This is a genomic window from Xanthobacter tagetidis (assembly GCF_003667445.1).
GTDB classification, from domain to species: Bacteria; Pseudomonadota; Alphaproteobacteria; order Rhizobiales; family Xanthobacteraceae; genus Xanthobacter; species Xanthobacter tagetidis.
The window spans coordinates 83,510-110,193 of record NZ_RCTF01000010.1 but is presented as its reverse complement, the minus strand read 5'-3'; the positions used below and the strand labels follow the sequence as shown (position 1 = coordinate 110,193).

The following is a 26,684-nucleotide window of genomic DNA, read 5'->3' as shown; positions in this document are numbered from 1 at the left end:
GGGTGGATGCCCCGGACAAGCCGGGGCATGACGCTGCCCGGGAGGCGTCGAGGCGGGGCACGGTCGCTTCAGCGCCTCTGCCCGTGGCGGCTCCCGTCCCTCGGCAGCGGCACGACCTTGCCGACCGCCAGTTCCTCGATCTCCAGCCGCCTGATGCGCGCCCGGCCGATGCTGAGGCGGCCGATGGCCAGCGCTCCGATGGCGAGCGCGCCCACCGCCAGCGCGCCCAGGGCGAAGGCGCCCACCGAGCCGACGCCCAGCGCGCCGGCACCGACGGCTCCGGCGCCCGCTGCCGCGCCGGGCGTGGCCTGGCTGCGCAGCTTGTGATGGCGGCCCGTGCGATGCCGGTTGGGGGCCTCAGCCGCGGGAGCGGCTTCGTCCGCCGGGGCGGTACCGCTGGTGTCGTCGGTGACGGGGTCGGTCATGGGCTCGATCCTTTGGCAAAGGAAAGCGCGTTTCGCCGCGCCGATCGAGGAAAATTCCGCGCCGGCCCGCCGCCCACTCACTCCACTAGGCTGTGCGCGTCCCACTGGTTGCGGGGCACCTCGGCGCCGAGCTGGTAGCGGAAGTCCTCCACCTCCATGCCATCGGCGCTGGTGCGGCACTGATAGGCGAGGTGATACCAGTGGCCGCGGCTGCGGACCGCGGCACCCGGCGCGGCGATGCTGGCCTTGCCGAGCTTGGGTTCGGCGAAGGCATAGGCCACCACCTCCTCCGGGCGCATGGTCTTGTCCTCGCGGCCGAGCTGGCCCATGGCGCGGGCGTTGCACCGCTGCTCGATCCGCGTCGCCATGTCGACGTGGAGCATCATGTCGTCGCGATGCCCCCCGGCGGCGGCCGGGGTGGCGAGGAGGAATACGGCGGGCACCAAAGCCAGGGCCGCGCGGAAGGCACGCTGCATCAGGGCCGCTCCCGAATCAGGATGATCCATCGGCCGCGATTCTAGGCAGCTTCGTGGCGAGGATGGGACCGGGACGTGCTGTCGGAAGGGAGGGCCGGCGCGGCGCGCGCTGTTCCATCTTAACCCCTTGTCAGGGTTAATCGCTGCTTAAGCATCCCGTGGCAACCTGCGGCCCATGATCGGTGAAACATGGGTCGTCCCGTGATGTGGCGTAAGGTTCTGCCTCTCAGCGCAGCGGCGCTCGCGGCCTCGGCTGCGGCGGCTCTCGCCGCGGATCCGGCTCCTCGCCTGGGCAAGGCCGGCGACTTCTCGCTCGCCTCGCCGGAGGTGCACGACGGGCCGGAAAGCGGCTGGTATCTGCGCGGCGACGCCGGCTATGTGGCGCCGCGCTCGGGCGCGGTGACCTCTGCGGCCGTGCCGCTCAATCCCAGCCCGGACTACGGGTCCGGCTGGTCGATCGGCGGCGGCTTCGGCTACGATTTCTCCGGCCCGTTCCGGGTCGACGGCACCATCGACTATTTTTCCCTCGGCAGCACGGCGACGGTGGCCGGCGACGTGGGCGCAAGCGCCACCGTGGGCATGGCGAATCTCTATTGGGACGTGGGCACGTTCGCCGGCTTCACGCCCTATGTGGGCGGCGGCATCGGCTTCGGCATCATCTCCCTCGATGCCCCGATCAGCTATGCCCAGGGCAACAGCTGGAACTTCGCCTATTCGATCTCGGCGGGCGTGAGCTACGCCTTCACCTCGGCGCTGAGCGTCGATCTCGGCTATCGCTACGTCAATCTCGGCTCGGTCTCCGCGCCCATGCCCTCGGGCAGCGTGCCGCTGGAGGTGGAGGGGCTCTCCGCCCACCAGGTGCGGCTCGGCGTGCGCTACGCCATGCGCTAGAGAACACGATGCCCGATCAAATTGATTCAATTTGATCGGGTCGCGCCCTGGGCGGCGCGCCGCGCCCAGAACGGCGCCGTGGGCCAGCGCCGCTCCAGGCGCGCGTAATAGGTGCGCAGGTCCGCCGTCTCCGCTTCCAATGTCCGGTAGTCCTCGGCCCAGGGCGCGAGGTCTGGCATCGTTCCCTCCGAAAGCGCGTCCGCCACCGCCGCGCCGGCGCGCGAGCCCATGAGCACGGCCGCGGAGACCCCCTGCGAGGACAGCGGATCGAACGTCATCGCCGCGTCGCCGGCCGCAAGCCAGCCCGGACCGTGAAGCCTCTGGGCGCTCGCGCTCTCCGCTGGCCAGGCGCGCGGGTGGGCGGCGGACGCGGAAGGGCCGGCGCAGCGCGCCATGTGCCGGGTCTCGCCGAGCAGCGCCGGCCAGTCCTGCGTGCGTGCCTGCCAGAGGTCGGCGTCGGTGAGCAAGGCCAGCACGCGCCGGCCGCCGGGCAGGGGCGTGGTGTACCACCAGCCCATGGGCACCGCCTCGATGCTGGTGCCATGGAAGCCGTCGCCGGCATCGGCGAAGGCGGCGACGATCGCCACCTGCCGGTCGGCCGCCGTGCGCCCCGCGCCGAGCTGGCGCGAGACGGCGGCGGAGCGTCCCGTGGCGTCGATGACGAAGCGCGCCGTGAGCGCGCCGCCTTCCGCGCGGGCGATCTGCCACGCGCCGTCCGCGTGCATGATCGCACTGGCGCGTCCCTCCACCAGCCGCGCCCCGGCCGCCACCGCCGCGGCCCGCGCCGCGGCATCGAAGCGGGCGCGGTCGAGCAGCAGGCCGCCGCCGAGCGGGTTGGCGAGGAAGTCGGTTTCCTCCAGCGCATCGCTGCCCCAGGCGGCACGGGTGCCGTGAGCGGGCAGGTGGCCGTCGAGGATCGCGGCGCCGAACACGGCCGCCACCAGATCGGGCATGCCCGGCGGCAGGCTCTCGCCCGCCCAGGCCTGGCCACGGCGGGGATCATGCAGCAGCGTCACGTCACAGCCCCGGCCCGCGGCGGTGGCGGCCGCGGCGGCGCCGGCCGGTCCCGCGCCCACCACCAGGAGGCTGCAAGCGCTCATCCGATGAAGACGACGCCGCCCGGATTGGGCAGGCCGTCCGCGAAGTCGGAGACCATGCCGACCTCGCCCTTCAGCTCCACCCGCTTGATGAGGGTGCCTCGGGTCTGCGAGGCGTAGAGGTCGCCCTTCACGTCGAACACGAGGCCGAACGGCATGGTCAGCGTCGCTCCGCGCAGGATCAGCGGGATCGGCACGCCCATGAGATCGAAGCGGCGCACTGCATTGTTCATCTGGTCCGCCACGTAGAGGCGGTAGGAGGTGTCGTAGGCCATCTGGCGCGGGTTGTGGAAGTTGGTGAGCCAGTGCAGGTCGATCACCTTGCCGGTGGCAAGGTCGATGCGCGCCACCGAGGCGCCGCCCCAGCTCACCAGCAGCGCGCCGTCCGGCGTGACGACGATGCCGATGGGAGAGACGAGCCCGGCCTCGGGCGGCACCAGCACGCGGCTCTTCCCGTCGGGTGTGATGACGCTGATGAAGCCCTTCTCCACGAAGTTCGCCACATAGAGGTTGCCCTGGCGGTCGCCGGCGATCCCGACGGGCGAAGAGAAGCCTTCCGCGAACAGCGTCACCACCCCCTTGGGCGTCACCCGGCGCACCACGTTGCCGTTCATGCAGCAGACATAGAGATTGCCGTCGAGGTTGCGCGTCATGCCCTCGGGCCGCTCCAAGGGTGCGGTGAGGCGCATCTGCGTCACCTCGCCGTCGGCGGCGACGAGGCGCAGGCTGTTGTCGTCCGAATTGGCCGTCACCAGCGGGAAGGTGCCGATCTGCGGGTAGAGCGTGTTGGCGCCGTAGGCCACCTCGGGCTCGCGCGCGAAGCCCACCAGGGTCTCCACCTTCATGCTGGCAGGGAAGGGGCCTTCGGTCGGTCCCGGCCGCTCCTGCACCAGGCCGAGGCGGTGCCATTCCTGCGCCATGGCGGCGAGCACCGGCGGGCGGGTGGGGGCACTGATGAAGCGCTCCCAGTCGCGCCGGCGGGCGAAGGCGGCGCGCCGTTCGTCGATGGAGCGGGCGGTGTCCATCACCACCTTGTAGTCAGCTTCGGTCAGCACCGTGGTGGGCACCCGCGCCGGCCAGAAGGCGGGCAGGATCGGCGAGACCGCGCTCTCATAGCCGGCGCGGCAGCTCGACCAATCCGCATGCCACGGCAGGCCCATCCACTGGGTGATGCCGCCCGGCCCGAGGCGCGCGAGCGGGCCCGATTTCGACAGCGCCTTCGGCGCGGTGAGCACGGCGCCGTAGTCGGTGAGGTCCGGCGCCCGCGCCGTGGACTTCAACCGCATGTCGGGGCCCCAGATCCAGGCGACGCGGGCGATCCACGGGAATTCGATGCCGGGATGGAACGGCCCGCCGAGGCTGGCCTCCATCGCCGCGCGGTCGAGCGCCCCCGGCTGGTCGGCGAGCGTGAAATCCTCCAGGCGGTTGCGCGGCCGTTCCGGGGCGCGGGTGAAGCGCCCCTCGGCCCAGGCCTTCAGGTGCCGGTACTGGAGCGGGGTCAGGGCGAGCCACTGGCGCGGCTCGATGGCGTCCGGCGGCAGCACCACCTTGTCGCCGTAGAGCTGCGGTTCGAGGTCCGGCTCCACGCGGGTGAAGGCGGGATCGCGGAACAGCGCGAGTATCTCGGCCCTGAGCGCCGCATTGCCCGCCGAGCCGTCGGCGAGGCGGGAACGCCAGGCGACGCTGGAGAAGTCGCGCGCGCTACCGAAGCCGTATTTCTGGAAGAAGCCCTCATTGACCCATTGCAGGTCGGCCATGCGCTCGAACACCGGCCAGACATGGCGTTCGAACTCGGTGGACGGCGCGCGGCGGACCCCGGCATCCACCAGTGCCGCGTCCACCACGTCGTGAAGGGAGACGAGGCCGCTCGCCACCGCCGGCGCGTAATTGGGGCCGACGCTGACCACCCATGCGGGCTCGGCCTGGAACACCCGGTCGCCGATCTTCACGCTCGCATCCACCGGCCCGTCGCAGGTGTCGTCGGCCCAGCCGTCATTGTCCGCATAGCCGCTCATGGGCGGGGCGCCGTCGGCGGCATAGGCGGCGCCGGAGCCGCCCAGCACCACGAGGCGCCCGTCCGCGTCGGTCATGACCTCGCCGAGGGAGATGGGCCGGCCCTTGAAGGCGCCGCCGTCGAGCGGGCGCGGGCGGGCGCCGGGTCCGGTGAGCGTGCGCGGCGTCGCGACGATGGCGAGGGAGGCGCGGTCGGTCACGGCGCCGTTGCGGCGGTCCGCCGCGGGGGCGCCCGGCAGGTCGAAGGCGATGTCGGCGTCGTACCAGAGGGCCTTGGTGTTGGCGACCGCCACCTGCCAGGTGATCTCGGCCTCCTTCGCGGTGATCTCGGCCACCACGCGCCCCTGGGCGTCATAGCCGTAGATGCGGAAGCGCGCCGCCTGCTTGGCCATGGCGCCGGACTGGTCCTTGAACGGACCGCGCGGCACGCCGCCCGGCATCTCGGGGCCGAAGAAGAAGGCGTCGTCGCTGTTGCCGACGCGGGCAATGCCGATGGCGGGGTGGATCGCCACCCTTTGGATGCGGTTGAGATCGGCCGGCGTCGCCGCCCGGGCCGGGGCCGCGCCGGATACACCCACCGCCAGTCCCGCCACGAACGCGCGGCGCGAAAGCAACGCACCCATCTGCCGAAATCCCCCGTGCGGCGGGCGCTCCGGCTCGATGCCGGCGCGCCCGCCGAGGGGGAAGCTAGTGCAAATTGCCGGCGTGTTGAAACCTGAAGAAATTTCATGCCGGCCGGACGCCCTCAGGCCGGCGCCAGGAGGTCCGCCAGCGCGAGCGCGACCACCTTTGTCGCCTTGTGGAGATCGTCCAGCTTCAGCTTCTCGTCCGCGCGGTGGCCGTTGGCCTCCAGCAGCGTGCGGGGGCCGGCGCCGTAGAGCACGGTGGGGATGCCCGCGGCCGAATAGAGCCGCGCGTCGGTGTAGATCGGCACGCCCTTGGTGCCCACCGGCTCCGGCATGATGCCCTCGGCCGCCTTGCGAATCGCTCCGACGAGCCGCTCCTGCCCCGGCATGGGCACGAAGGGCGTGGCGATGAGGATGCGCGTGAGCCGGCAGGAGATGCCCGGCAGGCCGGCGACGGCGTCGGTGATGGCCTCGTGGAGCTGCGCCTCGGCCGCGCCGGCGTCCTCCTCCGGGGTGATGCGGCGGTCGATGCGCAGGCTCACCTTGTCCGGCACCACATTGGTGTTGATGCCGCCGGAGATGAGCCCCACCGTCAGCCCGGGCGCACCGATGCCGGGGACCGCCGAAGGCTGCGCCTTGAGGCGGTGCCGCAGGCGGTAGAGCGCGGCCAGGACGGCGGTCGCCGCCTCCAGCGCGTCGGCGCCCGTGTCCGGCATGGCGGCGTGCGCCGAGCGGCCGATGATCTCCGCCTCCAGGTGCAGGCAGCCATTGTGGGCGGTGACGATGTCGTAGGCGAAGCCGGCCGAGACCACATAGTCCGGCTTGGTGATGCCCTCCTCCAGCAGCCAGCCGGGACCGAGCAGGCCGCCGATCTCCTCGTCATAGGTGAAGTGCAGCTCGATCGTGCCGGCAAAGCGCGCGCCGGCCCGCGCCGCCGCCTTCAGCGCCAGGAGCGCATAGGCATAGGTCGCGAAATCGGACTTCGAGACCGCGACGCCGCGGCCGTACATCACCCCGTCGCGGACTTCGGCGCCGTAGGGGTCGACGCTCCAGCCGAGGCCGGGCGGCACCACGTCGCCATGGGCGTTGAGCGCCACCACCGGGCCATCGCCGAACCGCTCACGGATCACGAGGTTGGTGACGCTCTCCATGCCGCCGGCGCGCACCCGCGCCTGCGGCACCCGGTGGCGCTCCACCGTGAAGCCGAGCGCCTCCAGCAGCGCCGCCGCCCGCTCCGCATGGGGGGCGCAGTCGCCGGGCGGGTTGTCCGAGGGCACCTTCACTAGTTCGGCGAGAAAGGCGGTCTCGGCCGCCTGCGCGCCATCGACGAAGGCGAGGATGTCCTGCCGGAGGCTCGCGGGGGTGGGAACGGCGGCGGTCATGGCTTCCTCGGATGGCTGTTCGCCCGGCGGCCGGGCGGCTTCGGCTCCGCCTTGGCCTTCCGGTCAGGTGCGTCGCCGGTGGCCGGTGCCGCGAAGTTCTCCATGGCACACAGCAGAACCCGCGCGCCAGCCGCCACGTCCTTTTCGTCCACATGCTCGCTCGGATGGTGGCTCACCCCGCCCTTGCAGCGCACGAACAGCATGGCGATGTCGGTGAGGTCGATCATGGCCATGCCGTCGTGGCCGGCCCCGCTCGGCAGCTCCAGCACGCGGTGCCCGGCCGCGGCGATGGCGGCGCCGAGCTGCGCCTTGAGGCGCGGGGCGCACAGCGCGGTGCCGTTCTCGTGGGTCTTGGTGATGCGCGCCTTCAGCTTGCGGCGGGAGGCGATCTCGTCGATCGCGTCCACCACGTCGGAAACGGTCTCGCGGCGCTGGGCATCGTCGGGCGCGCGGATGTCGATGGAGAAGCGCGCGCGTCCGGGGATGACGTTGGCGGCGCCCGGCTCAGCGGTGATCTGGCCCACCGTGCCCACCACGCCGACGCCGGCGCGGCACAGGGCTTCCACCGCCAGAACGCATTCGGCGGCGCCGGCGAGCGCGTCGCGCCTGAGCCCCATGGGCACCGTTCCCGCATGGCCGGCCATGCCGTTGAGCTCGACCAGGAAGCGGCTTGCCCCGCTGATGGCGGTGACGACGCCCACCGGCAGGTCCTCCGCCTCCAGCACCGGCCCCTGCTCGATGTGCAGCTCCAGATAGCCGAGCACCTCCTCGCGCCGGCGCGCGGCCCGGCGGATGCGGCGCGGATCGAGGCCGAACGCTTCCAGGGCGGCGCGCGCGGTGGTGCCGTCCTTGTCCTTCGCCTCCAGCGCGCCCTCGTCGAACGTGCCGGCGACCGCGCGGCTGCCGAGCAGCGTGGAGGAGAAGCGCGTGCCCTCCTCGTCGGCGAAGGCGATCACCTCCAGCGCGTAGGGCAGCCGCGTGCCGCGCGCGGCGATGGCGGCGACGCACTCGATGGCGGTGACGACGCCGAGCGGGCCGTCCCATTTGCCGGCATCGCGCACGGTGTCGTAGTGCGAGCCGACCATCAGGGCGGGCAGGCCCTGCGTTTCGCCCTCGTAGCGGCCGATCACGTTGCCGATCTCGTCCATGCGGGCGCGCATGCCCGCCTCCTCCATCCAGGCGACGAGGAGCTTGGCGGCGCGGGCGTGCTCGGCCGAGAAGGCGACGCGGGTGAGCGCGCCTTCGGTCTCCGACACCCGCGCCAGCTCCTCGATCCGGCGGACGATGCGCGCGGCCATCGCCGCCGCCACCTTGGCCGGGACGGCCGGCTGCGCGCGCTCCATGGTCGCGTCCTCTTCCCGTGTCATTGTTGGTGCCTCGGCGTCAGTGGATGCCGCCCACGAACTGGGCGAGCTCGGGCGTGCCCGGATTGGCGAACAGCGCCTTGGGGTCGCCCTCCTCGTGCACCAGGCCGTGGTGCATGAAGACCAGCTTGGTGCCGACATCGCGGGCGAAGCGCATCTCGTGGGTGACGAGGATCAGCGTCATGCCTTCGCTGGCGAGCTGTTCCACCACGCGCAGCACTTCGTTCACGAGCTCCGGATCGAGGGCGGAGGTGATCTCGTCGCACAGGAGCACGGTCGGCCGCATGGCGAGCGAGCGGGCGATGGCGACGCGCTGCTGCTGGCCGCCGGAGAGCTGGCCCGGATAGGCGTCGAACTTGCCTTCAAGTCCGACCTTCTCCAGCAGGCTCTCGGCCATGGCCCGCGCCTCGCCCTTCTGCTCCTTCGCCACCACGGTGGGGGCGAGCATGATGTTCTCGCCCGCCGTGAGGTGCGGGAACAGGTTGAACTGCTGGAACACCATGCCCACGTGGCGGCGCAGGGTTCTGAGGTCGGTCTTGCCGTCGCCCACCGCCATGCCGTCCACCGCGATCGAGCCGGACTGGAAGGTCTCCAGGCCGTTGATGCAGCGCAGGAGCGTCGACTTGCCGGAGCCCGAGCGGCCGATGATGGCCGTGACGTCGCCGCGCTTGATGTCGAGCGAGACGCCCTTCAGGACCTCGTTGGCGCCATAGCTCTTGCGCACGTCCTTGATGCTAACGAGCGACATTGAGGCGGCCCTCCAGACGTTTGGAATACCAGGACAACGGGAAGCACAGGGCGAAGTAGATCAGCGCCACCAGCGTGTAGACGAGGAACGGGCGGAAGGTGGCGTTGTTGAGCATGGTGCCGGCCTTGGTCAGCTCCACGAAGCCGATCACCGAGGCGAGCGCCGTGCCCTTGATGACCTGCACCGAGAAGCCGACCGTGGGGGCGACGGCGATGCGCAGCGCCTGGGGCAGGATGACGTGGCGCATCTGCTCGGTGTAGGTCATGGCCAGGCTCTCGGAGGCCTCCCACTGGCCTTTCGGGATTGCCTCCACGCAGCCGCGCCAGATCTCGGCGAGGAAGGCGGAGGTCCAGAAGGTCAGCGCCAGCGAGGCGGCGACCCAGGGGCTGACCTCCACGCCGAGCAAGGCGACGCCGAAGAAGAACAGGAACAGCTGCATCAGCAGCGGCGTGCCCTGGAACAGCTCGATGTAGCCGATGGTCAAGGTGCGCAGCGCGCGGCTGTGCGAGACCCGGGCGAACAGGACGATGAGGCCCACCACCCCGCCCAGCACGAAGGCGATGAGCGAGAGCAGGATGGTCCAGCGCGTGGCGAGGAGCAGGTTCTCCAGGATCACGCTGAAGGTGAATTCAAGCATGGCTCACCCCTTCGGAAATACGGCACGGGCGATGCCGCGCAGGAGGGCCCGCAGGGCGATGGCGAGCGCGAGGTAGATGCCCGTCACCACCAGGTAGACCTCGAAGGCGCGGAAGTTCCGCGACTGGATGTAGTTGGCGGCGTAGGTGAGGTCCTCCGCCGAGATCTGCGACACCACCGCCGAGCCCAGCATGACGATGACGATCTGGGACGACAGTGCCGGGTAGACCTTCATGAAGGCCTGCTTCAGCACGATGTGGCGGAAGATTTCCCACCGGCTCATGGCGAGCGACGAGCCGGCCTCCAGGTGTCCGTACGGCACCGCCTGGATGCCGGCGCGGATGATCTCGGTGGAATAGGCGCCGAGATTGATGGTCATGGCGAGGAAGGCGGCTTCCGCCTCCCCCATCTTCACGCCGATGGCGGGCAGCCCGAAGAAGATGAAGAAGAGCTGCACGATAAACGGCGTGTTGCGGATCAACTCCACATAGATGCTGACGCACGTTCCGGCCCATTTCGGCCCGAAGGTCCGCGCCCAGGCCCCCGCCGTGCCGACGAAGATGCCGGCGACGGTGGAGACCAGGGTGAGCACCACGGTGAAGAGGAGACCCCGGGCGAGCACCTGCCAGTAGGGCAGGAGGTCGCCGAAGTTCATTTGATAGAGCATGGCCTGCCCCCGGGGCGCTGTCTTGGCGCTGGCGCGGGGCGCGGCTCAGAAGGTCGCCGGCAAAGGCTGCTTCAGCCACTTCTGCGAGAGCTGCTCCAGCGTGCCGTCCGCCTTGGCCTTGGCGATGATCTCGTTGACCTTGGCGAGCAGCGCCGGCTCTTCCTTGTTGAGGCCCACGTAGCAGGGGCTGTCCTTGATGACGAACTTCAGCTCGGGCTTGCGGGCGGCGCTCTTCTCCGCGATCACCGCGGCCACCGTGTTGCCCGTGGCGATGAGGTCCACTTGGCCGGAGATGAAGGCGGAGATGGTGGCGTTGTTGTCCTCGTAGCGCTTGATGGTGGCCGTCGACGGGGCGAGTTTGGTCAGCTCCTGCTCCTCGATGGCGCCGCGGGTCGCGCCCACGGTCTTGCCGGCGAGGGCGTCCGCATTCGCGATCTTCTCGCCGGCAATGCCGTAGACGCCGGAGAAGAACGGCGCGTAGGGCACCGAGAAGTCGATCACCTTCTCGCGCTCGGCATTCTTGCCGAGGCTGGAGATGACGAGGTCCACCTTCTTGGTCTGCAGATAGGGGATGCGGTTCGCGCTCGTCACCGGCACGATCTCCACCTTTACGCCCAGCGACTTGCCGATGTAGTTCGCCATGTCGATGTCGTAGCCCTGGGGCTTCAGATCGAGCCCGGCCGAGCCGAACGGGGCGAAGTCCTGCGGCACCGCGATCTTGATGACCTTGGCCTTCTCGATATCCGCCAGCGCATCCGCGGCGGCAGGGGCAAGCGCGGCGAGGAAGACGGTGGCCAGCGAGGCGGCGGCGACGGCGCCGAGGCGCAAGGCATTGAATTTGCTCATGGAAGGTTTTCCTTATGGTGCCCGGTTCTGGAAGGGCGGTCGCGGATGTCCAGCAAGAGCGATGCCAGATGTCCGGCCGTTGCAACCAGAGTTGCGCGGATAAAGGGATACGTCCAATATATCGTTGAACTAGATTGATCTGGAAAAGATATGGATCTTCGGCAGCTCCGCTATTTCGCCGCCGTGGCCGAGGAACTGTCCTTCACCCGTGCGGCGGAGCGGCTCCACATCTCCCAGCCGCCGCTGTCCCAGCAGATCGCGCAACTGGAGGCGGAGCTGGACACGAAGCTCTTCACCCGCACCAGCCGGCGCGTGGAACTGACGGCGGCGGGGCTCGAACTGAAGGTTCAGGCGCGGGCGCTGCTCGACCAGGCGGAGCGGGCGCGCCAGCAGGTCAAGGCGATCGGCGCCGGCCGCTCGGGCAAGATCGAGATCGGCGCCACCGGCACCATCCTGCGCGGCGGCCTCGCCCGATGGCTTGCCGCCTATCGCCGGGAGGCGCCGGAGGTGCGCACGGTGATCTACGAGCAGGCGCCCGCGCTGCAGGTGCAGGGCGTGCTGGAGCACCGCACCGACATCAGCTTCAACCGCTCGGTGGCCGATCATCAGGACCTGGAGAGCACGCTCGCTTGGCACGAGGGAATCTCGGTGATCCTGCCAAAGCGCCACCGCCTCGCGCGCCGCCGCGAAGTGGCGCTGACCGACCTCGCCGAGGACGAGCACGTGATGCTGCACCCGGATTCATCGGAATTCGCACGCTATCTCGGCCGGAGCTGCGTCGAGGCGGGCTTCCTGCCCAAGGTGTCGCAGCAGGTGGTGGACAGCCAGTCGATCCCGAGCCTGATCGCCTCCGGCTTCGGGGTCTCCCTGGTGCCTGCCTCCACCGAGGCCTTCACCAGCGCCGACGTGGTGTTCCGCCCGGTGGTGCCGCAGCTGGTGGCGGACGTCTACATGATCTACCGCCGCCACGAGCCCTCGCCCGCGGTGCACGAATTCCTGCGCTGGCGCCGCGCCATGGCGGCGGTGGAAGGGGCCGCGGGCTGAGGCATCAGGCCTGAAGGGCCGCCACCTCCTCGCCGATGGCGAGCGCGCTGGTCAGTCCGGGGGATTCGATGCCGAACAGGTTGACGAGGCCCGCCACCCCATGCGCCTCGCGCCCCTGGATCAGGAAGTCCGGCGCGCCGCCGCCGATGGCGGGGATCTTCGGCCGGATGCCGGAATAGCCGGGAACGAGGTCATCGGCATCGATCTGCGGCCAGTAGCGGCGGATCGACGCCAGCATGGAGCCGCGCCGCGCCGGGTCGACCTCGTAGCGGCGCTCGCTCACCCATTCCACGTCCGGCCCGAAGCGGCCGTGGCCCGCGAGGTCCAGCGTCAGATGGGTGCCGAGCCCGCCCGGCTCCGGCACCGGATAGATGAGGTGGCGGAACGGCACCTTGCGGGTGCAGGAGAAATAGTTGCCCTTCGCCAGCGTCTGCTCCGGCACCCGCGCCGGCGGCATGCCGTCGATGGCGCGGGCGACGGCGGGCGCGTCGAGACCGGCGGCGTTCACCAGGAGGCGGCAGTCGAGGGTCATCGGCTCCGGGCCGCCGGTGCGCACCCTGAGCCCGCCGGAAACCGCATCGGCCCCGGCGAAGGGCGCGGACAAGGCCAGCATGCCGCCGGCCGCCTCCATGTCGCCCAGTAGCGCCAGCATGTAGCCGTGGGTATCGACGATGCCGGTGGAGGGCGAGAGCAGCGCCGCATGCACCGACAGCGCCGGCTCCAGCGCCCGCGCCTCGCCGCCGTCCAAAAGGCGGAGATCGTCGACGCCGCAGGCCACAGCATTGGCCGCCAGTTTCTCCAGGTAGGCGACCTCGTCGGCGCTGGCGGCGACGATGAGCTTGCCGAGCCTGCGATGGGCGACGCCGTGGCTGGCGCAAAAGGCGTAGAGCGCGTCGCGGCCCTTCACGCACAGCTTCGCCTTCAGGCTGCCCGGCGGGTAGTAGATGCCGGCATGGATCACCTCCGAATTGCGCGAGGAGATGCCGGTGCCGATGGCGTCCGCCGCTTCGATCACGACCACCTCGCGCCCGGCCAGAGCGAGCGCCCGCGCCACGGCGAGCCCCACCACGCCGGCGCCCACCACCAAGCAATCCACCTGATCCATCGTTCTCGCATGCCCGCATCATCGCCGGCGCACCCGCGCCGGGCGGCGGCAACCTACATGCGATCGCGGCGGGAGCGAAGCCGGGTCCGCGCCCTCAGGCGCCGCCGCCGTAAAGGCGCGTCGGCGCCGGGAAGCCGCAGCCGGTGCCGTCGGTGACGCGGACCTCGTCTTCCCACGGCAGCCGGTATCTGCCCGCCACCATGTCCTGCATGAAGGTGTAGGGGCAGTCCTGCGCGCCGCCCTTCACCGCCACGTAGCCGCGGTGGCCGAGCTGGTAGATGTTGTTCTCGACCCCCCAGATGCGCCGGGCCTCTCGCACGAGGTCCGGGCGCACCTCGGCGGTGATGATCTCGTCGGCCCGCCCGGTCTCGCCATGGGCGAGGATGGTGCCGTCGAAGTTCACGATCATGCCTTCGCCCATGGAATCGAACGCGCCGTCCGAGCCGCACATGCACACGTTCGCCGTCACCATGAGGTTCTGGAACGCGTTGGCTTGGTTGGTGAAGCGCCAGGAGGCGCGGATCGGCGCCGTGTAGCCGGCGGTGCGGATCATGATCTCGGCACCCTTGTAGGCGCATTCGCGCGCCATCTCCGGGAACATGCCGTCATGGCAGATGATGAGCGCGATCTTCGCGCCCTTGGGACCCTCGATCACCGGGATGCCGAAATTGCCCGGCTCCCACGGCTCCACCGGCACCCAGGGATGGAGCTTCCTGTAGTTGAGGCGGATCTCGCCCTGGTCGTCGATGATGAGGCCGGTATTGTAGGGCATGCCGCCGGGGTTCAGCTCCATGATGGAGAAGCAGCCCCAGATCTTGTTGTCGATGCAGGCCTGCCTGAAGGCCGCGACCTCCGGTCCGTCCACCCGGCACATGATCTCCGGGTTGATGTCCATGGACAGGCCGTGCAGCGCATATTCCGGGAACACGACGAGGTCCATGGTGCCGAGGTTGCGGCGCGCCTTGCCCACCATGGCGACGATCTTCTGTGTCTGCGCCTTGAGGTCGGCAGGCGTGACGACATTCGGCAATTGAAGCTGCACCATGCCGAGGACCACGCCCTGGTCCGACTTGTTCAATCCACCGAGTCCGTTCATGGCGTTCTCCATAGAATATCCGTGGCTGCGGCCTGCGTTCGGGTCCGCGGATCAAAAATAAAATGCGCAGAATCTCAAAAGTCAGACAGATTAAAATGTAACCTTCTGCGCGCTTACGATCGATGCGGCTGAGTTTAAACGCGTCATAAGCGCGGCTTATCTGGCCTGATATTACGGCGACTGCACGCCGCTCGGGCGCCCTGGCACGGCGGTTGCACATCGAAGCCCGTTCCGTGGCCAGCCGAGGGAAGCCCAGACCATGACCGAGGACCATCGACCGCGCCGCCTCCGCCCGGATTGCGCCTGCGGCTGCCGCGGCGCCATGGGCCAGCATCGCGATACGCTCGGCCCGGCCATGGGCGCCGATGCCTATGAGGGCACCGAGAACTACGTCGACCGGGTGGTGGAGACGGCGGTGCTCAACGCCATGATCCCCAACCCCATGCAACGCCGCGCCTTTCTCCAGTCGGTGGGGGCGGCAACCGCGCTCGCGGCCATCGCTCAGATGTTCCCGCTCGGCACCGCCAAGGCGATCGCACAGGAGGCGGCCAAGCCCGAGAAGACCAAGCTTAACATCGGCTACGTGCCGATCACCTGTACCGTGCCGCTGCTGCTGGCCCATGCCATGGGCGAATACGGCAAGGAGGGGCTGGAGAGCGTGAACCTGTCGCGCACGCCCGGCTGGGCGATCGTGCGTGACAAGCTGGCGGCAACCGAATTCGACGCCACCCACCTCGTGCTCGCCATGCCGCTCACCATGACCATGGGCGTCGGCGGCCCGGCCATGCGCACCTACGTCTCCTCGGTGCAGAACGTGAACGGCAACGCCATCACGCTGCACGTGAAGCACAAGGACCGGCGCGACCCGAAGGACTGGAAGGGCTTCAAGTTCGGCATCCCGCACCAGCATTCCATGCACGCCATGCTCCTGCGCTACTACCTCGCCGAGCATGGCCTCGACCCCGACAAGGACGTGGAGCTGCGCGTGTTTCCGCCGCCGGATTCGGTGGCCAACATGGCCGCAGGCAATCTCGACGGCATGCTGTTCGCCGAGCCGTGGGGCCAGCGGGCGGTGTTCGAGGGCGTCGGCTTCCTGCACATGCTGACGCGCGACATCTTCATGGATCATCCGTGCTGCGTGGTCTCGGTCACGGACAAGTTCGTGAGCGAGGCGCCCAACAGCTACGGCGCCATGTTCCGTGCGGTGGTACGGGCGACGGAGTTCGCGGACAAGCAGGAGAACCGCAAGAAGGTGGCGGAACTGCTCGCGCCCGCCGCCTATCTGAACCAGCCGCAGACGGTGCTGGAGCAGGTGCTGGTGGGCCGCTATGCCGACGGTCTCGGCCAGGTGGTGAGCGAGCCGAACCGCATAGGCTTCAAGCCCTTCCCCTACACCTCCACTGCGGTCTGGCTGCTCACCCAGCTTCGGCGCTGGGACATGGTGCCGAAGGACGTGGACTACCAGGCCGTCGCCCAGCAGGTGTTCCTCGCCACCGACGCAGCCAAGCGCATGAAGGAGATGGGGCTGGCCGCGCCGGCCTCGGCGTCCATCAAGCACACCATCCTCGGCAAGGTGTTCGATCCGTCCCAGCCCCAGGCCTACGTGGACAGCTTCGCCATCCGGCGCGCGTGAGGGAGACGACGATGACCCGCGGCTATCACGACATCGGCGGCGCCAGCGCCGGCGAGATTCCCATCGTCGAACTGCCCTGGCTCCAGTGGGAGAAGCAGGTGGAGGCGATCCGCAACGTCCTCGGCGACGGCACCCGCCGCATGATGTCGCTGGACGAGCTCAGGCGCGGCTTCGAATCCTTCGGCGAGGAGAAGTATCGGTCCTATTCCTTCTACCGCCGGCGCCTCGAAGCGATGCTCGACATCCTGATCGAGAAGGGCGTGTTCACACGCGAGGAATACGAGGCCGCGGTGGCCGAGGCGCGGGCGCAGTGGGAGCCGGCGCCCGAATGCGCGCCATGAGGCCGCGCTTCGATGCCGGCGACAAGGTGCGCGTGCTCGACCTCGGCAAGCCGGGCCATGTGCGCACGCCCTTCTATGTGCGCCATCATGTGGGCACGGTGCTGCACCGCGCCGGCATGTTCCTCAATCCCGAAGACCTCGCGATCGGCCGCGTGTGCGGCCCCGTGGTGCCGCTCTACCGGGTCGGCTTCGCGATGACCGAGCTGTGGCCCGACTATGACGGCCCCGCCGACGACATGGTCGCCATCGAGATCTATGACCACTGGCTGGCCGCCGCCGAGCCGCCGCCGGCCCCCTGACAAGACGGGAGACAGGCATCATGACCCACGACGGTCACGAGCATGACCATGACCATGGGCACGACCACGGCCACGAGCCCCACGAGCCCCTTGTGGTGGAGGACGAGGCCGGCAACATCGAGGGGCAGATCAGGGTCGCCGCGCTCCAGGCGCTCCTGGTGGCGCGCAATCTTGTGGCGCCCCAGGAGGTGCGGCGGGAGATCGAGCGTATCGAGGCGCCCGGCGTGCATCTTGGCGCGAAGATCGTCGCCCGCGCGTGGACCGACGCCGCCTACAAGGCGCGCCTGCTCGACAATGGCAAGTCGGCCGCCGCGGAGCTGGGCATCGGCGTCGGCGAGGCGCAACTGATCGTGGTGGAGAATGACGAGGCCACGCACAACCTCGTCTGCTGCACCCTGTGCTCGTGCTATCCGCGCTCGATCCTCGGCCAGCCGCCGGCCTGGTACATCAGCAAGGCCTATCGGGCGCGGGTGGTGCGCGAGCCGAGGGCCGTTCTGAAGGAGTTCGGGCTGGAGCTGCCCGTCGCGATGCGCGTGGTGGTGCACGATTCCAACGCCGACATGCGCTATCTGGTGCTGCCGCAGCGGCCCGAGGGCACGCAGGCGATGGACGAGGCGGCCCTGGCCGAACTCGTGACGCGCGACTGCATGATCGGCGTCGCGGTGCTGCCGGCCGCCTGAGACCCGCATCCCGTCAGTCGGCGCGGGCCTTGCGGGCATTGGCTGGGGCAAACCGCATCAGCTCGTCGGCCATGGAGATGTCCTCGGCCACCTCCAGGAAGGCGCGCACCGCCGGCGGCTGGGGCTCGCGCTCCAGCACCATGATGCCGATGGTATTGGTGATCGTGGGCTCGACAAGGCGGATGGCGCGCGTCTCGCTCCATTCGCCCACCATGAGGAAGAAGGTGTTCGGCACCACCGCGAACCAGTGACCCGGCCGCACGTGGGAGCACAAAGCGAGCGCGCAATTGGTCTCGATCACCGTGCGCGGCGAGGCCCCGACGCTGGCGAAAACCCGGTCGAGGATGCGCCGGTTCTGCATGTCCGGGGTCAGCATGCACAGAGGAAGGCGCCCCGCCTCGGTCCAGGTCACGCTGTCCTGCCGGGCGACGGGATGGTCCGCGGGGGCGATGAGATAGTAGGACTCGTCGTAGAGGAAATAGGGCCTAAGTCCCGTGGATGCGCCGTGGTCCAGATAGTTGATGCCGATATCCACGTCGAAATTCTCCAGGCCCGCCTTGAGCGCGGAAAAGTTGAGCGAGGACACCGAGACGCTCACGTTCGGATACAGCTGGTTGAAGGCGGTGGTGATGATGGAGATTCCGGGCATCGCGACCGGGATCACGCCGAGCCGGACATGGCCGGATAGCGCGCTGCCGGCTGAAAGCAGCTCCTGGTTCAGATGCGCGAAGCCGTCCAGGGTGCGGCGGGCGAAGTCGAGCACCAGGGCGCCTTGGGGCGTGAAGCCCTCGAATCCCTGATTGTGCCGGTCGACGATCGGCACCTGGAAGGCGTGCTCCAGCTGCCGCAGCGCCTGCGACAGGGCGGGCTGGCTGATCTGGCATTCCGCCGCCGCTCGCCCGAAATGGCGATGCCGCGCCAGCGCCACCAGATAGCGCAACTGCTTCAGATAAAGGCTCATGACGCCTCCGCAGAGGTTCGAGCAGCCCGACCGGCGTAGTCGCAGGCAAGCTCCGCGCCAGATGGCGCGTCGGGGGAGGGGAGGGGCGGTTCAGCGCGCCGCGGCCCGCGGCTCGGCGCGGGACTTTTCCCCCGTGAGCTTGGCGCGCCAGGCGCCGCTTTCCACCATGGCGGCGATCACCTCGGCCATCACCTCGGCCACCGCCTCGGCGCCGCGCGGGTTCATGGTGCGCTGGGAGACCACCACCGAGAGCCGCCAGGAGGGCGTCGGCTCGACGATGGGGATCGCCACCATCTCGCCGCGTGCCATCTCGTCGAGGAAGGCGAAGTGCGGCATCACCCCGAGCGCGCGGCCCGACTGCACCAGGCGCGAGATGGTGGGCAGGCTGTCGCAGGCCATGGCGGCGGGCACCACGTCGTGCCGGGCGGCGAACTGCTCGATCACCGTGCGCATGACGTTCGGGGCGCCGGGCAGCACCACGGGCAGATCGAACATCTCGCGGAACGTCACCGCCTCGGCGCCGGCGAGCGGATGGTGGGGCGGGACGAACAGCATCAGGTCCTCGACCATCATCTCGGTCCAGGCCACGTGCTCGAACGCCTTGTGGTCGTAGAGCAAAGCGACGTCCAGGCGGCCGTGCTGGAGGAAGTCGTCGAGATAGCCCGTCATCGCCTCCACCACATGCAGGGTGATGTTGGGCTGGCGCTCGGCCAGCGCCGAGATGAGCGGCAAGCCGAGCCCGCGGCAGGCGGAGGTGGGCAGGCCGACCGAGACCTTTCCCGAGGGATTGCGGGACCTGGAGCGGACCACGTCCTTCGCCCGGTCCACCTCCTGGAGGATGCGGCGGGCGTGGTCGTAGAGCTGCTGGCCGAGTTCGGTGGGGGTGACGCCTCGGGCGTGCCGCAGCAGCAGGTCGACGCCCAGCTCCTCCTCCAGGTTCTTCATCTGCTGGCTGAGCGAAGGCTGGGCAATGCGCAGGATCTCGGCGGCGCGCGAGAAATTGCCGCTTTCTGCGATCTGGACGAAGTATTTGAGCTGCCGGATTTCCATATCGTGCCCTTCCGGCGAGGAACGTTCACCGGATCATGAGCGATTGTCAAACTGCATGATAATGCGCCATATGCACAAGCTATGGGCATTCAAAATGTGAAACACCATTATTTTCAATGTTTTATTATGCGCTGTGGTGCATCGGTATTGCCTATTGTTATATGTCATAGGCGTTTCCGATACCTATGATTGGAAATTAATCTTTGTCGATTGCCAGACCCTGCATCTAGCTTTTCCCTGCTCGTGATTTTTGGGGCGTCATCGACCCCATTCATCCTGTAGACGGCAGGAGAAAACAAAATGCTTCCAGAGACTTCGTTGCGCGGCACGCTCCTGGCCGCGACGGTGGCGCTCGGCCTCTCGGCCACCGGCGCCTTCGCCCAGCAGGAGCCCTGCATCGGCAATTCCGTTGCCGTCACCGGTCCGGCCGCATTCTCGGGCCAGGCCATCAAGCTCGGCGCCGAGATCGCCATCGACGAGATCAACGCCGCCGGCGGCGTCTTGGGCAAGAAGCTCAAGCTGATCCAGTACGACGACGCCGGCGCCCCGCCGCGCGGCGTCGACAACACCCGCCGCATCGCGCTCGCCGACAAGTGCATTGCGGTGCTCGGCGGCTTCCACTCCACCGTGGCGCTCGCCCAGGTGGACCCGATCCACGAGATCGGCATCCCCTACATGGGCGTGTGGGCGGCCAACACCAAGGCGATCGAGAACGGGCGCGACCCGAACTTCATGTTCCGCATCTCCGCCAAGGACAAGTGGGTGGCCCGCTTCCTGGTGGACGAGGCGCTCAAGGTCTCGAAGAGCGGCAAGATCGCCTTCTTCTACGAGAACACCGGCTGGGGCAACGGCGCGCTGCCGGACATCAAGGCCGCGCTCGCGGCGAAGGGCAAGGAGCTCGCCGCCGCCGAGACGTTCAACTGGAACGACCAGGACATGACGCCCCAGGTCATCCGCGCCCGCGACAGCGGCGCCGACGTGGCGATCGTCTGGTCGCTGGACCGCGAGGCCAACCAGATCCTGCGGTCCATGGACAAGTCGTCCTGGAAGCCCACCATCATCGGCGCCTGGGGCATCTCGGGCAATCTCGGCGAGCTTGCCGGGCCGCTCGCCAACGGCGTGCGGGTGATGCAGACCTACTCGTTCCAGACCGAGCAGAGCGCGACCGGCAAGAAGGTGCTCGCCGCCATCGAGGCGAAGACCGGCATCAAGGACCCGAAGGACATCAAGGCCGCCTCGGGCATCGCCGACGCCTATGACGCGGTCTACCTCCTGGCCGACGCCATCAAGATCGCCGGCGCCTACGACTGGAAGAAGGTGCAGGCGGCGCTCTACGAGGTCAGCCGCGACGGCCTGGTCGCCCCCTACAAGCCCGCCTTCGACAAGAAGGACCCGGAGCGCCAGGACGCCCTGCTGCCGCAATACTACCTGCTCACCGTCTGGCACGACGGCAAGCTGATCCCCTTCAAGGGCTCGCCCTACGACAAGTGAGCGCGCAGGGGCGGGCGCCCGGCGCCCGCCCCTCGCTTCGCCTGCCTTAACGCCGTACGCCCCGCCTGAGCCGGGGCGCCCACCCCTGACCAGACGGGCCATCCGCCATGAGCACGGTGGTGCAGTACATTCTCTCGGGCCTTGCCATCGGCGGCATCTATGCCCTGGTGGCGCTCGGGTTCCATATCATGTGGTCGTCGGCCAAGGCGGTGAACTTCGCCCATGGCGACACGCTGATGATCGGCGGCCTGCTCGCCGTCTACTTCCTCGCCGCCGGCCTGCCGCTGGCGCTCGCCTGCCTTCTCGCCATCCTCGTCGGCGGACTGTTCGGCGTGGTGCTGGAGCGCATCGCGGTGCGGCCGTTCCTGGGACAGCACGGCTCGGTGGGCTGGATGCTCACCACCATCGCCATCGGCATCATGGTGGAGAGCGTCGCCACCATCCAGACCCAGGGCTATGCGCTGCCGCTGCCCTCGCCCGGCATCGCCTCGTCGATCCAGATCCTCGGCGCCGGCGTCTATCCGCAGGAACTGGCGATCCCGGTGGTGGCGCTCATCGCCATGTTCGGCCTGCGCCTCCTCCAGCACCATACGCTGATCGGCCGCGCCATGCGCGCCGTGGCCCACAACGGCGCCGCCGCCTCCCTCATGGGCATCAACGTCTTCCGGGTGGTGGCCTTCTCCTTCGCCCTCGCCGGGCTGCTCGGCGCCGCGGCCGGCGTGCTGGTGGCGCCGGTGGTGCAGGCCTCCTCCACCATGGGCGTGCTGCCAGGCCTGAAGGGCTTCGCGGTGGCCATCATCGGCGGCATCACCTCGGCGCCGGGGGTGGTGGTCGCCGGCCTCGCCTACGGGGTGATGGAGAAGTTCGTGGAGGGCTACATCTCCTCAGCCGCGCGCGAGATCGTCGGCTTCTCGGTGATGATCCTGACCCTTCTCGTGTTCCCGCAGGGCCTGTTCGGCAAGCGCGAGGTGATGAAGGTATGAGACACCTCACCACGATCGGCTTCCTGGCGCTGGCGGTGATCCTCGTCGCCGTGCCGCTCGCCTCGAACAACGAGTACGAGCTGCGCCTGTTCATGCTGTTCCTCATCTACGGCATCATCGCCGTAGGGCTGAACGTGCTGGTCGGGCTCACCGGCCTCGTCTCGCTCGGCCAGGCGGGCCTGTTCGCGCTCGGCTCCTATACCGGGGCGATCCTCGCCACCCGGCTCGGCTTCGACATGGTGTCGTCGGCGCTGGTCGCGGCCATCGTCGCCGGCTTCTTCGGCGTGCTGCTCGCCTATCCCACGGTGCGGGTGCGGGGCGTCTACCTCGCCGTCGTCACCATCGCCTTCGGCCTCATCGTCGAGAACGTCGCCATCGAGTGGCAGTCCATGACGGGCGGGACCACGGGCATCACCTCCATCCCCTCGCCGAACGTGTTCGGCTTTCGCCTGTCGGGCTATGCCTATTACGGCCTCCTGGCCGTGGTGCTGTTCCTTGCCGCCGCCGCCGCGCACAACCTGAAGATCTCGCGCTTCGGCCGCGCCATGCTGGCGGTGTCGCAGAGCGAGACCGCGGCGCGCGCGCTCGGCGTGGACGCGACCGGCGTGCGCACGCTCGCCTTCGTCGCCGCCGCGGTGACGGCGGGGCTGGCCGGCACCTTCTATGCCTTCCTGAACTCGTACATCTCGCCCGACATCTTCACCTTCTCGGACAGCGTGCGCTTCCTGCTGATGGTGATCCTGGGCGGCGCCGCGTCCACGTTCGGGCCGATCCTCGGCGCCTATATCCTCACCTACCTGCCGGAATACCTTCAGCAGTTCGCGGTGTGGCAGAAGTTCGCCTATGGCGCGCTGCTTTTGATCGTGATGTTCGTGATGCCGCGCGGCATCATGGGCTCGCTTGCCTTCGGCCTGAAGAAGCTGCGGCCCGCTCCGCGCGCGGTGAGCGCGACGGAGGGCATCCTGGCCGAGGACACGCTGCGGCGCGACCCCAACGCCCTGCGCTCGGAACTGGTGGCGCGGGACCTCACCGTGCGCTTCGGCGGCCTGACCGCGCTCAACAAGGCTTCGCTGCGCGTGAAGCCGGGCGAGGTGCATGCCCTCATCGGCCCGAACGGCGCCGGCAAGTCCACCTTCGTCAACACCATCTCCGGCTTCTACCGGCCCACCGAAGGGGAATTCGAGATCGACGGCGTCCAGCTCGCCGGCAGGAAGTCGCACGAGATCGCCCGCCTTGGCCTGTCGCGCACGTTCCAGAACACCGAGCTGTTCGGCGAACTCACCGTGCTGGAGAACGTGATGGTCGGCTACCAGCAGGGCCTCGGCTACGGCCTTGCGGCGGCCCTGCTGCGCACGCCGGCCATGCGGCGGCAGGAGGAGGAGTGCCGGCGCGCCGCCATCGGCCTGCTCGCCTTCGTCGACCTTCAGGACTACGCCAACGAGGAGGCGCGCTTCCTGCCCTTCGGCCTCCAGCGGCGCCTGGAGATCGCCCGCGCACTGGCGGCGCGCCCACGCCTGCTGCTGCTCGACGAGCCCGCCGCCGGCCTGACCACCCAGGAGATCGACGCGCTGGAGGAGATGATCCGCCGCATCGCCGCACTCGGCGTCTCGGTGCTGCTCATCGAGCACCATGTGGAGCTCATCATGGCGGTGGCCGACACCGTCACCGTGCTCGACTACGGGCAGATCATCGCCTCCGACACGCCGGCCGTGGTGCAGGACGACCCGCGCGTGATCGAGGCCTATTTCGGCACCTCGCTGGAGCACGCCGACGCGGCGGAGGCCACCCCATGAGCGCCACCGAAACCCTCGCCCCCGCCCCCGGCGCAGCCGAGATCCTGCTCGACATCAAGTCCATGGAGCTGCGCTACGGCGCGGCGGTGGCGGTGCGCGACGTTTCGCTCACCGTGCGGCGCGGGGAGCTGGTGGCGATCATCGGCAATAACGGCGCCGGCAAGTCCTCCACCATGAAGGGCGCGACCGGCCTGGTGATGCCGTCGGGCGGCCAGGTGATGTTCCGTGGCGCGGACACCACCCGCCTGCCGGCCTATGCCAAGGTGGCGCGCGGCCTCGTCATGGTGCCCGAGGGGCGCATGATCTTTCCGGACCAGAGCGTGGAGGACAACCTCACGCTCGGCGCCTATGTCCATGGCGGCCTCAAGGGCGCGCGGGCCAAGCAGACGCTGGAGAAGGTGCTGGCGCTGTTCCCGCGCCTGAAGGAGCGGCTCGCCCAGCAGGCCGGCTCCATGTCCGGCGGGGAGCAGCAGATGCTCGCCATCGCGCGCGGCCTGATGGCGGAGCCCGAACTGCTGGTGATCGACGAACTGTCGCTCGGCCTCGCGCCCAAGATCGTCGACCAGCTCATGCGCGTGCTCTCCGACCTGAACAAGGCCGGCCTCACCATCCTGCTGGTGGAGCAGCTCGCCTCCTACGCGCTCGCCATCGCAGACCACGCCTATGTCATCGCCAACGGGCGCGTGGCGCGCCAGGGGCCGAGCGCCGCGCTGGCGCGCGATCCGGAGGTGATGGAGGCCTTCCTCGGCAAGAAGAAGCCCGCCGCCTGAGCTGAAAATTCCGCAAGCAAGACCAGACACGTCAAGGAGACGTCATGTCCAAAGTCATCGATCTCAGCCTTCTCATCGAAGACAACATGCCCGCCCACAAGCTGTTCCAGCGGCCGGTCATCACCACCCACCTGAGCCACGAAAGCTCGAAGGCGTTCGGTCTCGGCGTCGAGGGCGACGCGATGACCTTCCAGACCAACTTCATCGCCATGCTCGACCATGTGGGCACCCACGTGGACGCCTTCCGCCACGTGAAGGCCGACGGCGCGCCGATCGACGAGATGCCGCTCGACATGTTCATGGGCAAGGCCGTGTGCTTCGACCTGCGCCACATCCCCGACCTCGGCGACATCACCGCCGAGGACATGGACAAGGCCGAGGCGGCCGCCGGTGTGAAGGTGGACGGCCACATCGTGCTTTTGTGCACCGGCTTCCACGAGCGCAACTATCCTACCCTCGATTCCGTGTGGAAGAACCCGCTGCTCACCGTCGAGGCCACCAAGTGGCTGCACGCGCGCGGCTCCAAGATGCATGGCGTGGAGGGTCCCTCCACCGACAAGCCCACCGACAACATCTTCGCCCAGCACCGCCTGTGCCGCGACCTCGGCATGAGCCACTGGGAGTGGCTGGTGAACCTGGAGCAGCTCGTCGGCAAGGGCGAGTTCCAGTTCTTCGGCGTGCCGCTGAAGTTCAAGGGCGGCTCCGGCTCGCCGGTGCGCGCCTTCGCGATCCTGAACTGAAGAAACCAAGGATGCGTCTCAAGCCCTGATCGAGACGTGTGGGGGTGCCCGGGCGGCCTCTGCCGGCCGCCCGGCGCCGCTCCCGAACCAGCGGGGAAGCCATGTCCGCCGAATTCGACACCATGAGCGCCGTCGCCCTGCGCGCCCTCGTGGCGCGGCGCGAGGTCTCGCCCGTGGAGCTGACGCGCCGCGCGCTCGACCGGGCCATCGCGACGCAGGAGACGCTGAACGCCTTCTTCGTGATCCTGGAGGAGGAGGCCATGGCCGCCGCCCGCGTCGCCGAGGACGCGGTGATGGCGGGCGCGCCGCTCGGCGTGCTGCACGGTCTGCCGTTCTCCGCCAAGGACCTTATGGCGGTGAAGGGGGTGCGGTATTGCTCCGGCTCACGCGCCATGGCGAACAACGTGGCCGATGTGGACGCGCCGGCGGTGGAGCGGGCGCGGGCGGCGGGCGCCATCCTCATCGGCAAGACCACCACCAGCGAGTTCGGCTGCAAGCCCATCGGCGACAGCCCGCTGACCGGCATCACCCGCAATCCCTGGAACCTCGCCATGACGCCCGGCGGCTCCAGCGCCGGCGCGGCCGCCTCGGTCGCCGCCGGCATCACGCCGTTCGCGCTCGGCACCGACGGCGGCGGGTCGATCCGCATTCCCTGCGCCCTGTCGGGTCTTTCGGGCCTCAAGGGCCAGTTCGGCCGGGTGCCGGTGTGGCCCACCTCGGCGACGCCGACCCTCGCCCACGTGGGTCCCATCGCCCGCTCCATGGAGGATGCGGCGCTGCTGTTCTCGGCGGTGGCGGGCTTCGACCGGCGCGACCCGTTCGGCGTCGCCGGCCCGGTGCCGGACGTGATGGGCGCGGCCCGCGCGTCGGTGGCCGGCATGCGCGTCGCCTACAGCCCCACCTTCGGCTATGCGCGACCCGAGCCTGAGGTGGTGGAAGCCACCGACCGGGCGGCGCTGGCGTTCGAGGCGCTGGGCTGCCGGGTGGACCGGGTGGAGACGGTGTTCGACACCGATCCCGCCGATCTGTGGACCGCCGAATTCTATGCCGGTGTCGGCACGCGCCTGCGCAGCGTGCTGGAGAACCAGCGCGACCTGCTGGATCCCGCGGTGGCCGACATCCTCATGCCGGCGCTCTCGCAGGAGATGCGGGCCTATTATGCCAGCGTGTTCGAGCGCTATGCCCTGCGCGAGAAGCTGCGCCGGTTCTTCGAGACCTACGACCTGCTGATCTCGCCCGTCGTGCCCGTCAGCGCGCTTGAGGCGGGCCGCGATCTGCCGGCGGGGCTGGAGGACCGGAACCTGGTCTCGTGGGTGTTCTACACCTACCCCTTCAACCTCACCGGCCAGCCGGCCGGCGCGGTGTGCGCGGGCCTGTCTGCGGCGGGCATGCCCATCGGCCTGCAGATCGTCGGGCGGGCCTGCTGCGAGGACGACGTGGTGCGCGCCGCCTGCGCCTTCGAGCGCACCATGCCCCCCGGCTACAACCGCCCGCCGGCGCGGGCGTGAGGCCGGCCGTGCCGGAGCG

General features: G+C 69.3%; 26 protein-coding genes. 12 read left to right on the top strand and 14 right to left on the bottom strand.

Annotation, left to right across the window (positions count from 1 at the left end; all coding sequences use genetic code 11):
* Window positions 1-68 precede the first annotated feature (68 nt).
* Both D9R14_RS13490 and D9R14_RS13485 read right to left on the bottom strand, forming a co-directional pair.
* The gene (locus D9R14_RS13490; RefSeq protein ID WP_210210849.1) at window positions 69-425 is read right to left on the bottom strand and encodes a hypothetical protein; all 357 of its coding nucleotides are present in this window, start codon (window positions 423-425) and stop codon (window positions 69-71) included.
* Between the two features lie 77 nt (window positions 426-502).
* Window positions 503-901 carry a DUF930 domain-containing protein gene (locus D9R14_RS13485; protein ID WP_121623850.1) on the bottom strand — a complete coding sequence of 133 codons (399 nt, stop codon included), beginning with the start codon at window positions 899-901 and terminating at the stop codon, window positions 503-505.
* A gap of 189 nt (window positions 902-1,090) precedes the next feature.
* Between D9R14_RS13485 and D9R14_RS13480 the strand changes: the two genes are divergently transcribed.
* Window positions 1,091-1,792 carry an outer membrane protein gene (locus D9R14_RS13480; protein ID WP_121623849.1) on the top strand — a complete coding sequence of 234 codons (702 nt, stop codon included), beginning with the start codon at window positions 1,091-1,093 and terminating at the stop codon, window positions 1,790-1,792.
* A 26-nt stretch (window positions 1,793-1,818) separates the two neighbouring features.
* On the opposite strand, the gene D9R14_RS23150 is transcribed toward D9R14_RS13480, so the two are convergent.
* The 8 genes from D9R14_RS23150 to D9R14_RS13445 all read right to left on the bottom strand — a co-directional run bounded on the left by D9R14_RS23150 (window position 1,819) and on the right by D9R14_RS13445 (window position 11,171).
* A complete protein-coding gene (locus D9R14_RS23150) occupies window positions 1,819-2,892 on the bottom strand; it encodes a tryptophan 7-halogenase (protein ID WP_170168614.1) in 1,074 nt (357 codons plus the stop codon).
* Complete coding sequence (locus tag D9R14_RS23145; protein ID WP_170168613.1) at window positions 2,889-5,525, bottom strand: LodA/GoxA family CTQ-dependent oxidase; 2,637 nt, start codon at window positions 5,523-5,525, stop codon at window positions 2,889-2,891. Before D9R14_RS23145 ends, D9R14_RS23150 begins: the two co-directional genes overlap by 4 nt.
* Window positions 5,526-5,647: 122 nt before the next feature.
* Window positions 5,648-6,910, bottom strand: coding sequence for a M20/M25/M40 family metallo-hydrolase (locus D9R14_RS13470; RefSeq protein WP_121623848.1), 1,263 nt, complete (start codon window positions 6,908-6,910; stop codon window positions 5,648-5,650).
* On the bottom strand, window positions 6,907-8,277 hold the full coding sequence (locus tag D9R14_RS13465; RefSeq protein ID WP_500692517.1) for an allantoate amidohydrolase: 1,371 nt from the start codon (window positions 8,275-8,277) through the stop codon (window positions 6,907-6,909). Before D9R14_RS13465 ends, D9R14_RS13470 begins: the two co-directional genes overlap by 4 nt.
* A 16-nt stretch (window positions 8,278-8,293) precedes the next feature.
* Entirely contained in the window at window positions 8,294-9,022 is a 729-nt protein-coding gene (locus D9R14_RS13460) for an amino acid ABC transporter ATP-binding protein (protein WP_121623846.1), read from the bottom strand.
* Complete coding sequence (locus tag D9R14_RS13455; protein WP_121623845.1) at window positions 9,009-9,659, bottom strand: amino acid ABC transporter permease; 651 nt, start codon at window positions 9,657-9,659, stop codon at window positions 9,009-9,011. Before D9R14_RS13455 ends, D9R14_RS13460 begins: the two co-directional genes overlap by 14 nt.
* Before the next feature lie 3 nt (window positions 9,660-9,662).
* The gene (locus D9R14_RS13450) at window positions 9,663-10,325 is read right to left on the bottom strand and encodes an amino acid ABC transporter permease (protein ID WP_121623844.1); all 663 of its coding nucleotides are present in this window, start codon (window positions 10,323-10,325) and stop codon (window positions 9,663-9,665) included.
* 45 nt (window positions 10,326-10,370) lie between these two features.
* Window positions 10,371-11,171, bottom strand: a complete 801-nt coding sequence (locus D9R14_RS13445; RefSeq protein ID WP_121623843.1) for a transporter substrate-binding domain-containing protein — start codon at window positions 11,169-11,171, stop codon at window positions 10,371-10,373.
* Window positions 11,172-11,321: 150 nt separating this feature from the next.
* Here D9R14_RS13445 and D9R14_RS13440 point away from each other — a divergent pair, with 150 nt between their 5' ends.
* The gene (locus D9R14_RS13440) at window positions 11,322-12,215 is read left to right on the top strand and encodes a LysR substrate-binding domain-containing protein (RefSeq protein WP_121623842.1); all 894 of its coding nucleotides are present in this window, start codon (window positions 11,322-11,324) and stop codon (window positions 12,213-12,215) included.
* 4 nt (window positions 12,216-12,219) lie between these two features.
* Here the strand turns inward: D9R14_RS13440 and D9R14_RS13435 are convergent, their stop codons facing one another.
* Together D9R14_RS13435 and D9R14_RS13430 are read right to left on the bottom strand one after the other, a co-directional pair.
* Window positions 12,220-13,320 carry an NAD(P)/FAD-dependent oxidoreductase gene (locus tag D9R14_RS13435; RefSeq protein ID WP_121623841.1) on the bottom strand — a complete coding sequence of 367 codons (1,101 nt, stop codon included), beginning with the start codon at window positions 13,318-13,320 and terminating at the stop codon, window positions 12,220-12,222.
* A gap of 94 nt (window positions 13,321-13,414) precedes the next feature.
* Window positions 13,415-14,416, bottom strand: coding sequence for a formamidase (locus D9R14_RS13430; RefSeq protein WP_121623921.1), 1,002 nt, complete (start codon window positions 14,414-14,416; stop codon window positions 13,415-13,417).
* A 259-nt stretch (window positions 14,417-14,675) separates the two neighbouring features.
* Here D9R14_RS13430 and D9R14_RS13425 point away from each other — a divergent pair, with 259 nt between their 5' ends.
* Genes D9R14_RS13425 through D9R14_RS13410 form a run of 4 tightly spaced genes read left to right on the top strand, consistent with a single transcriptional unit; the run spans window position 14,676 to window position 17,369 of the window.
* Window positions 14,676-16,049, top strand: a complete 1,374-nt coding sequence (locus D9R14_RS13425) for a CmpA/NrtA family ABC transporter substrate-binding protein (protein ID WP_121623840.1) — start codon at window positions 14,676-14,678, stop codon at window positions 16,047-16,049.
* Window positions 16,050-16,060: 11 nt separating this feature from the next.
* Window positions 16,061-16,390 carry an SH3-like domain-containing protein gene (locus tag D9R14_RS23500; RefSeq protein ID WP_121623839.1) on the top strand — a complete coding sequence of 110 codons (330 nt, stop codon included), beginning with the start codon at window positions 16,061-16,063 and terminating at the stop codon, window positions 16,388-16,390.
* Window positions 16,387-16,689: an SH3-like domain-containing protein gene (locus tag D9R14_RS23495; protein WP_121623920.1), complete on the top strand. Its 303-nt coding sequence runs from the start codon at window positions 16,387-16,389 to the stop codon at window positions 16,687-16,689. Before D9R14_RS23500 ends, D9R14_RS23495 begins: the two co-directional genes overlap by 4 nt.
* Before the next feature lie 20 nt (window positions 16,690-16,709).
* Entirely contained in the window at window positions 16,710-17,369 is a 660-nt protein-coding gene (locus D9R14_RS13410) for a nitrile hydratase subunit alpha (protein WP_121623838.1), read from the top strand.
* A gap of 13 nt (window positions 17,370-17,382) precedes the next feature.
* Here the strand turns inward: D9R14_RS13410 and D9R14_RS13405 are convergent, their stop codons facing one another.
* Window positions 17,383-18,330: a LysR family transcriptional regulator gene (locus D9R14_RS13405; RefSeq protein WP_245420799.1), complete on the bottom strand. Its 948-nt coding sequence runs from the start codon at window positions 18,328-18,330 to the stop codon at window positions 17,383-17,385.
* Window positions 18,331-18,420: 90 nt separating this feature from the next.
* Entirely contained in the window at window positions 18,421-19,380 is a 960-nt protein-coding gene (locus D9R14_RS13400; protein ID WP_121623837.1) for a LysR family transcriptional regulator, read from the bottom strand.
* Between the two features lie 300 nt (window positions 19,381-19,680).
* Here D9R14_RS13400 and D9R14_RS13395 point away from each other — a divergent pair, with 300 nt between their 5' ends.
* The 6 genes from D9R14_RS13395 to D9R14_RS13370 all read left to right on the top strand — a co-directional run bounded on the left by D9R14_RS13395 (window position 19,681) and on the right by D9R14_RS13370 (window position 26,665).
* Complete coding sequence (locus D9R14_RS13395; protein WP_121623836.1) at window positions 19,681-20,871, top strand: ABC transporter substrate-binding protein; 1,191 nt, start codon at window positions 19,681-19,683, stop codon at window positions 20,869-20,871.
* Between the two features lie 107 nt (window positions 20,872-20,978).
* A complete protein-coding gene (locus tag D9R14_RS13390) occupies window positions 20,979-21,854 on the top strand; it encodes a branched-chain amino acid ABC transporter permease (protein ID WP_121623835.1) in 876 nt (291 codons plus the stop codon).
* Window positions 21,851-23,647: a branched-chain amino acid ABC transporter ATP-binding protein/permease gene (locus D9R14_RS13385; RefSeq protein ID WP_121623834.1), complete on the top strand. Its 1,797-nt coding sequence runs from the start codon at window positions 21,851-21,853 to the stop codon at window positions 23,645-23,647. The genes D9R14_RS13390 and D9R14_RS13385 overlap by 4 nt, the downstream gene beginning before the upstream one ends.
* Before the next feature lie 62 nt (window positions 23,648-23,709).
* Window positions 23,710-24,417 carry an ABC transporter ATP-binding protein gene (locus tag D9R14_RS13380; protein ID WP_394010484.1) on the top strand — a complete coding sequence of 236 codons (708 nt, stop codon included), beginning with the start codon at window positions 23,710-23,712 and terminating at the stop codon, window positions 24,415-24,417.
* A 44-nt stretch (window positions 24,418-24,461) separates the two neighbouring features.
* Entirely contained in the window at window positions 24,462-25,157 is a 696-nt protein-coding gene (locus D9R14_RS13375; RefSeq protein WP_121623832.1) for a cyclase family protein, read from the top strand.
* A 101-nt stretch (window positions 25,158-25,258) separates the two neighbouring features.
* Entirely contained in the window at window positions 25,259-26,665 is a 1,407-nt protein-coding gene (locus D9R14_RS13370; RefSeq protein WP_121623831.1) for an amidase, read from the top strand.
* Window positions 26,666-26,684 lie beyond the last annotated feature (19 nt).

Coding starts and splice junctions, on each gene's coding strand:
- D9R14_RS13390 (WP_121623835.1), top strand. CDS start 20,979: ATGAGCACGGTGGTGCAGTACATTCTCTCGGGCCTTGCCATCGGCGGC.
- D9R14_RS13450 (WP_121623844.1), bottom strand. CDS start 10,325: ATGCTCTATCAAATGAACTTCGGCGACCTCCTGCCCTACTGGCAGGTG.
- D9R14_RS13440 (WP_121623842.1), top strand. CDS start 11,322: ATGGATCTTCGGCAGCTCCGCTATTTCGCCGCCGTGGCCGAGGAACTG.
- D9R14_RS13455 (WP_121623845.1), bottom strand. CDS start 9,659: ATGCTTGAATTCACCTTCAGCGTGATCCTGGAGAACCTGCTCCTCGCC.
- D9R14_RS13445 (WP_121623843.1), bottom strand. CDS start 11,171: ATGAGCAAATTCAATGCCTTGCGCCTCGGCGCCGTCGCCGCCGCCTCG.
- D9R14_RS13410 (WP_121623838.1), top strand. CDS start 16,710: ATGACCCACGACGGTCACGAGCATGACCATGACCATGGGCACGACCAC.
- D9R14_RS23150 (WP_170168614.1), bottom strand. CDS start 2,892: ATGAGCGCTTGCAGCCTCCTGGTGGTGGGCGCGGGACCGGCCGGCGCC.
- D9R14_RS23495 (WP_121623920.1), top strand. CDS start 16,387: ATGAGGCCGCGCTTCGATGCCGGCGACAAGGTGCGCGTGCTCGACCTC.
- D9R14_RS13430 (WP_121623921.1), bottom strand. CDS start 14,416: ATGAACGGACTCGGTGGATTGAACAAGTCGGACCAGGGCGTGGTCCTC.
- D9R14_RS13385 (WP_121623834.1), top strand. CDS start 21,851: ATGAGACACCTCACCACGATCGGCTTCCTGGCGCTGGCGGTGATCCTC.
- D9R14_RS13375 (WP_121623832.1), top strand. CDS start 24,462: ATGTCCAAAGTCATCGATCTCAGCCTTCTCATCGAAGACAACATGCCC.
- D9R14_RS13490 (WP_210210849.1), bottom strand. CDS start 425: ATGACCGACCCCGTCACCGACGACACCAGCGGTACCGCCCCGGCGGAC.
- D9R14_RS13380 (WP_394010484.1), top strand. CDS start 23,710: ATGGAGCTGCGCTACGGCGCGGCGGTGGCGGTGCGCGACGTTTCGCTC.
- D9R14_RS13405 (WP_245420799.1), bottom strand. CDS start 18,330: ATGAGCCTTTATCTGAAGCAGTTGCGCTATCTGGTGGCGCTGGCGCGG.
- D9R14_RS13395 (WP_121623836.1), top strand. CDS start 19,681: ATGCTTCCAGAGACTTCGTTGCGCGGCACGCTCCTGGCCGCGACGGTG.
- D9R14_RS13465 (WP_500692517.1), bottom strand. CDS start 8,277: ATGACACGGGAAGAGGACGCGACCATGGAGCGCGCGCAGCCGGCCGTC.
- D9R14_RS13400 (WP_121623837.1), bottom strand. CDS start 19,380: ATGGAAATCCGGCAGCTCAAATACTTCGTCCAGATCGCAGAAAGCGGC.
- D9R14_RS23500 (WP_121623839.1), top strand. CDS start 16,061: ATGACCCGCGGCTATCACGACATCGGCGGCGCCAGCGCCGGCGAGATT.
- D9R14_RS13435 (WP_121623841.1), bottom strand. CDS start 13,320: ATGGATCAGGTGGATTGCTTGGTGGTGGGCGCCGGCGTGGTGGGGCTC.
- D9R14_RS13480 (WP_121623849.1), top strand. CDS start 1,091: ATGGGTCGTCCCGTGATGTGGCGTAAGGTTCTGCCTCTCAGCGCAGCG.
- D9R14_RS13485 (WP_121623850.1), bottom strand. CDS start 901: ATGCAGCGTGCCTTCCGCGCGGCCCTGGCTTTGGTGCCCGCCGTATTC.
- D9R14_RS13370 (WP_121623831.1), top strand. CDS start 25,259: ATGTCCGCCGAATTCGACACCATGAGCGCCGTCGCCCTGCGCGCCCTC.
- D9R14_RS23145 (WP_170168613.1), bottom strand. CDS start 5,525: ATGGGTGCGTTGCTTTCGCGCCGCGCGTTCGTGGCGGGACTGGCGGTG.
- D9R14_RS13460 (WP_121623846.1), bottom strand. CDS start 9,022: ATGTCGCTCGTTAGCATCAAGGACGTGCGCAAGAGCTATGGCGCCAAC.
- D9R14_RS13470 (WP_121623848.1), bottom strand. CDS start 6,910: ATGACCGCCGCCGTTCCCACCCCCGCGAGCCTCCGGCAGGACATCCTC.
- D9R14_RS13425 (WP_121623840.1), top strand. CDS start 14,676: ATGACCGAGGACCATCGACCGCGCCGCCTCCGCCCGGATTGCGCCTGC.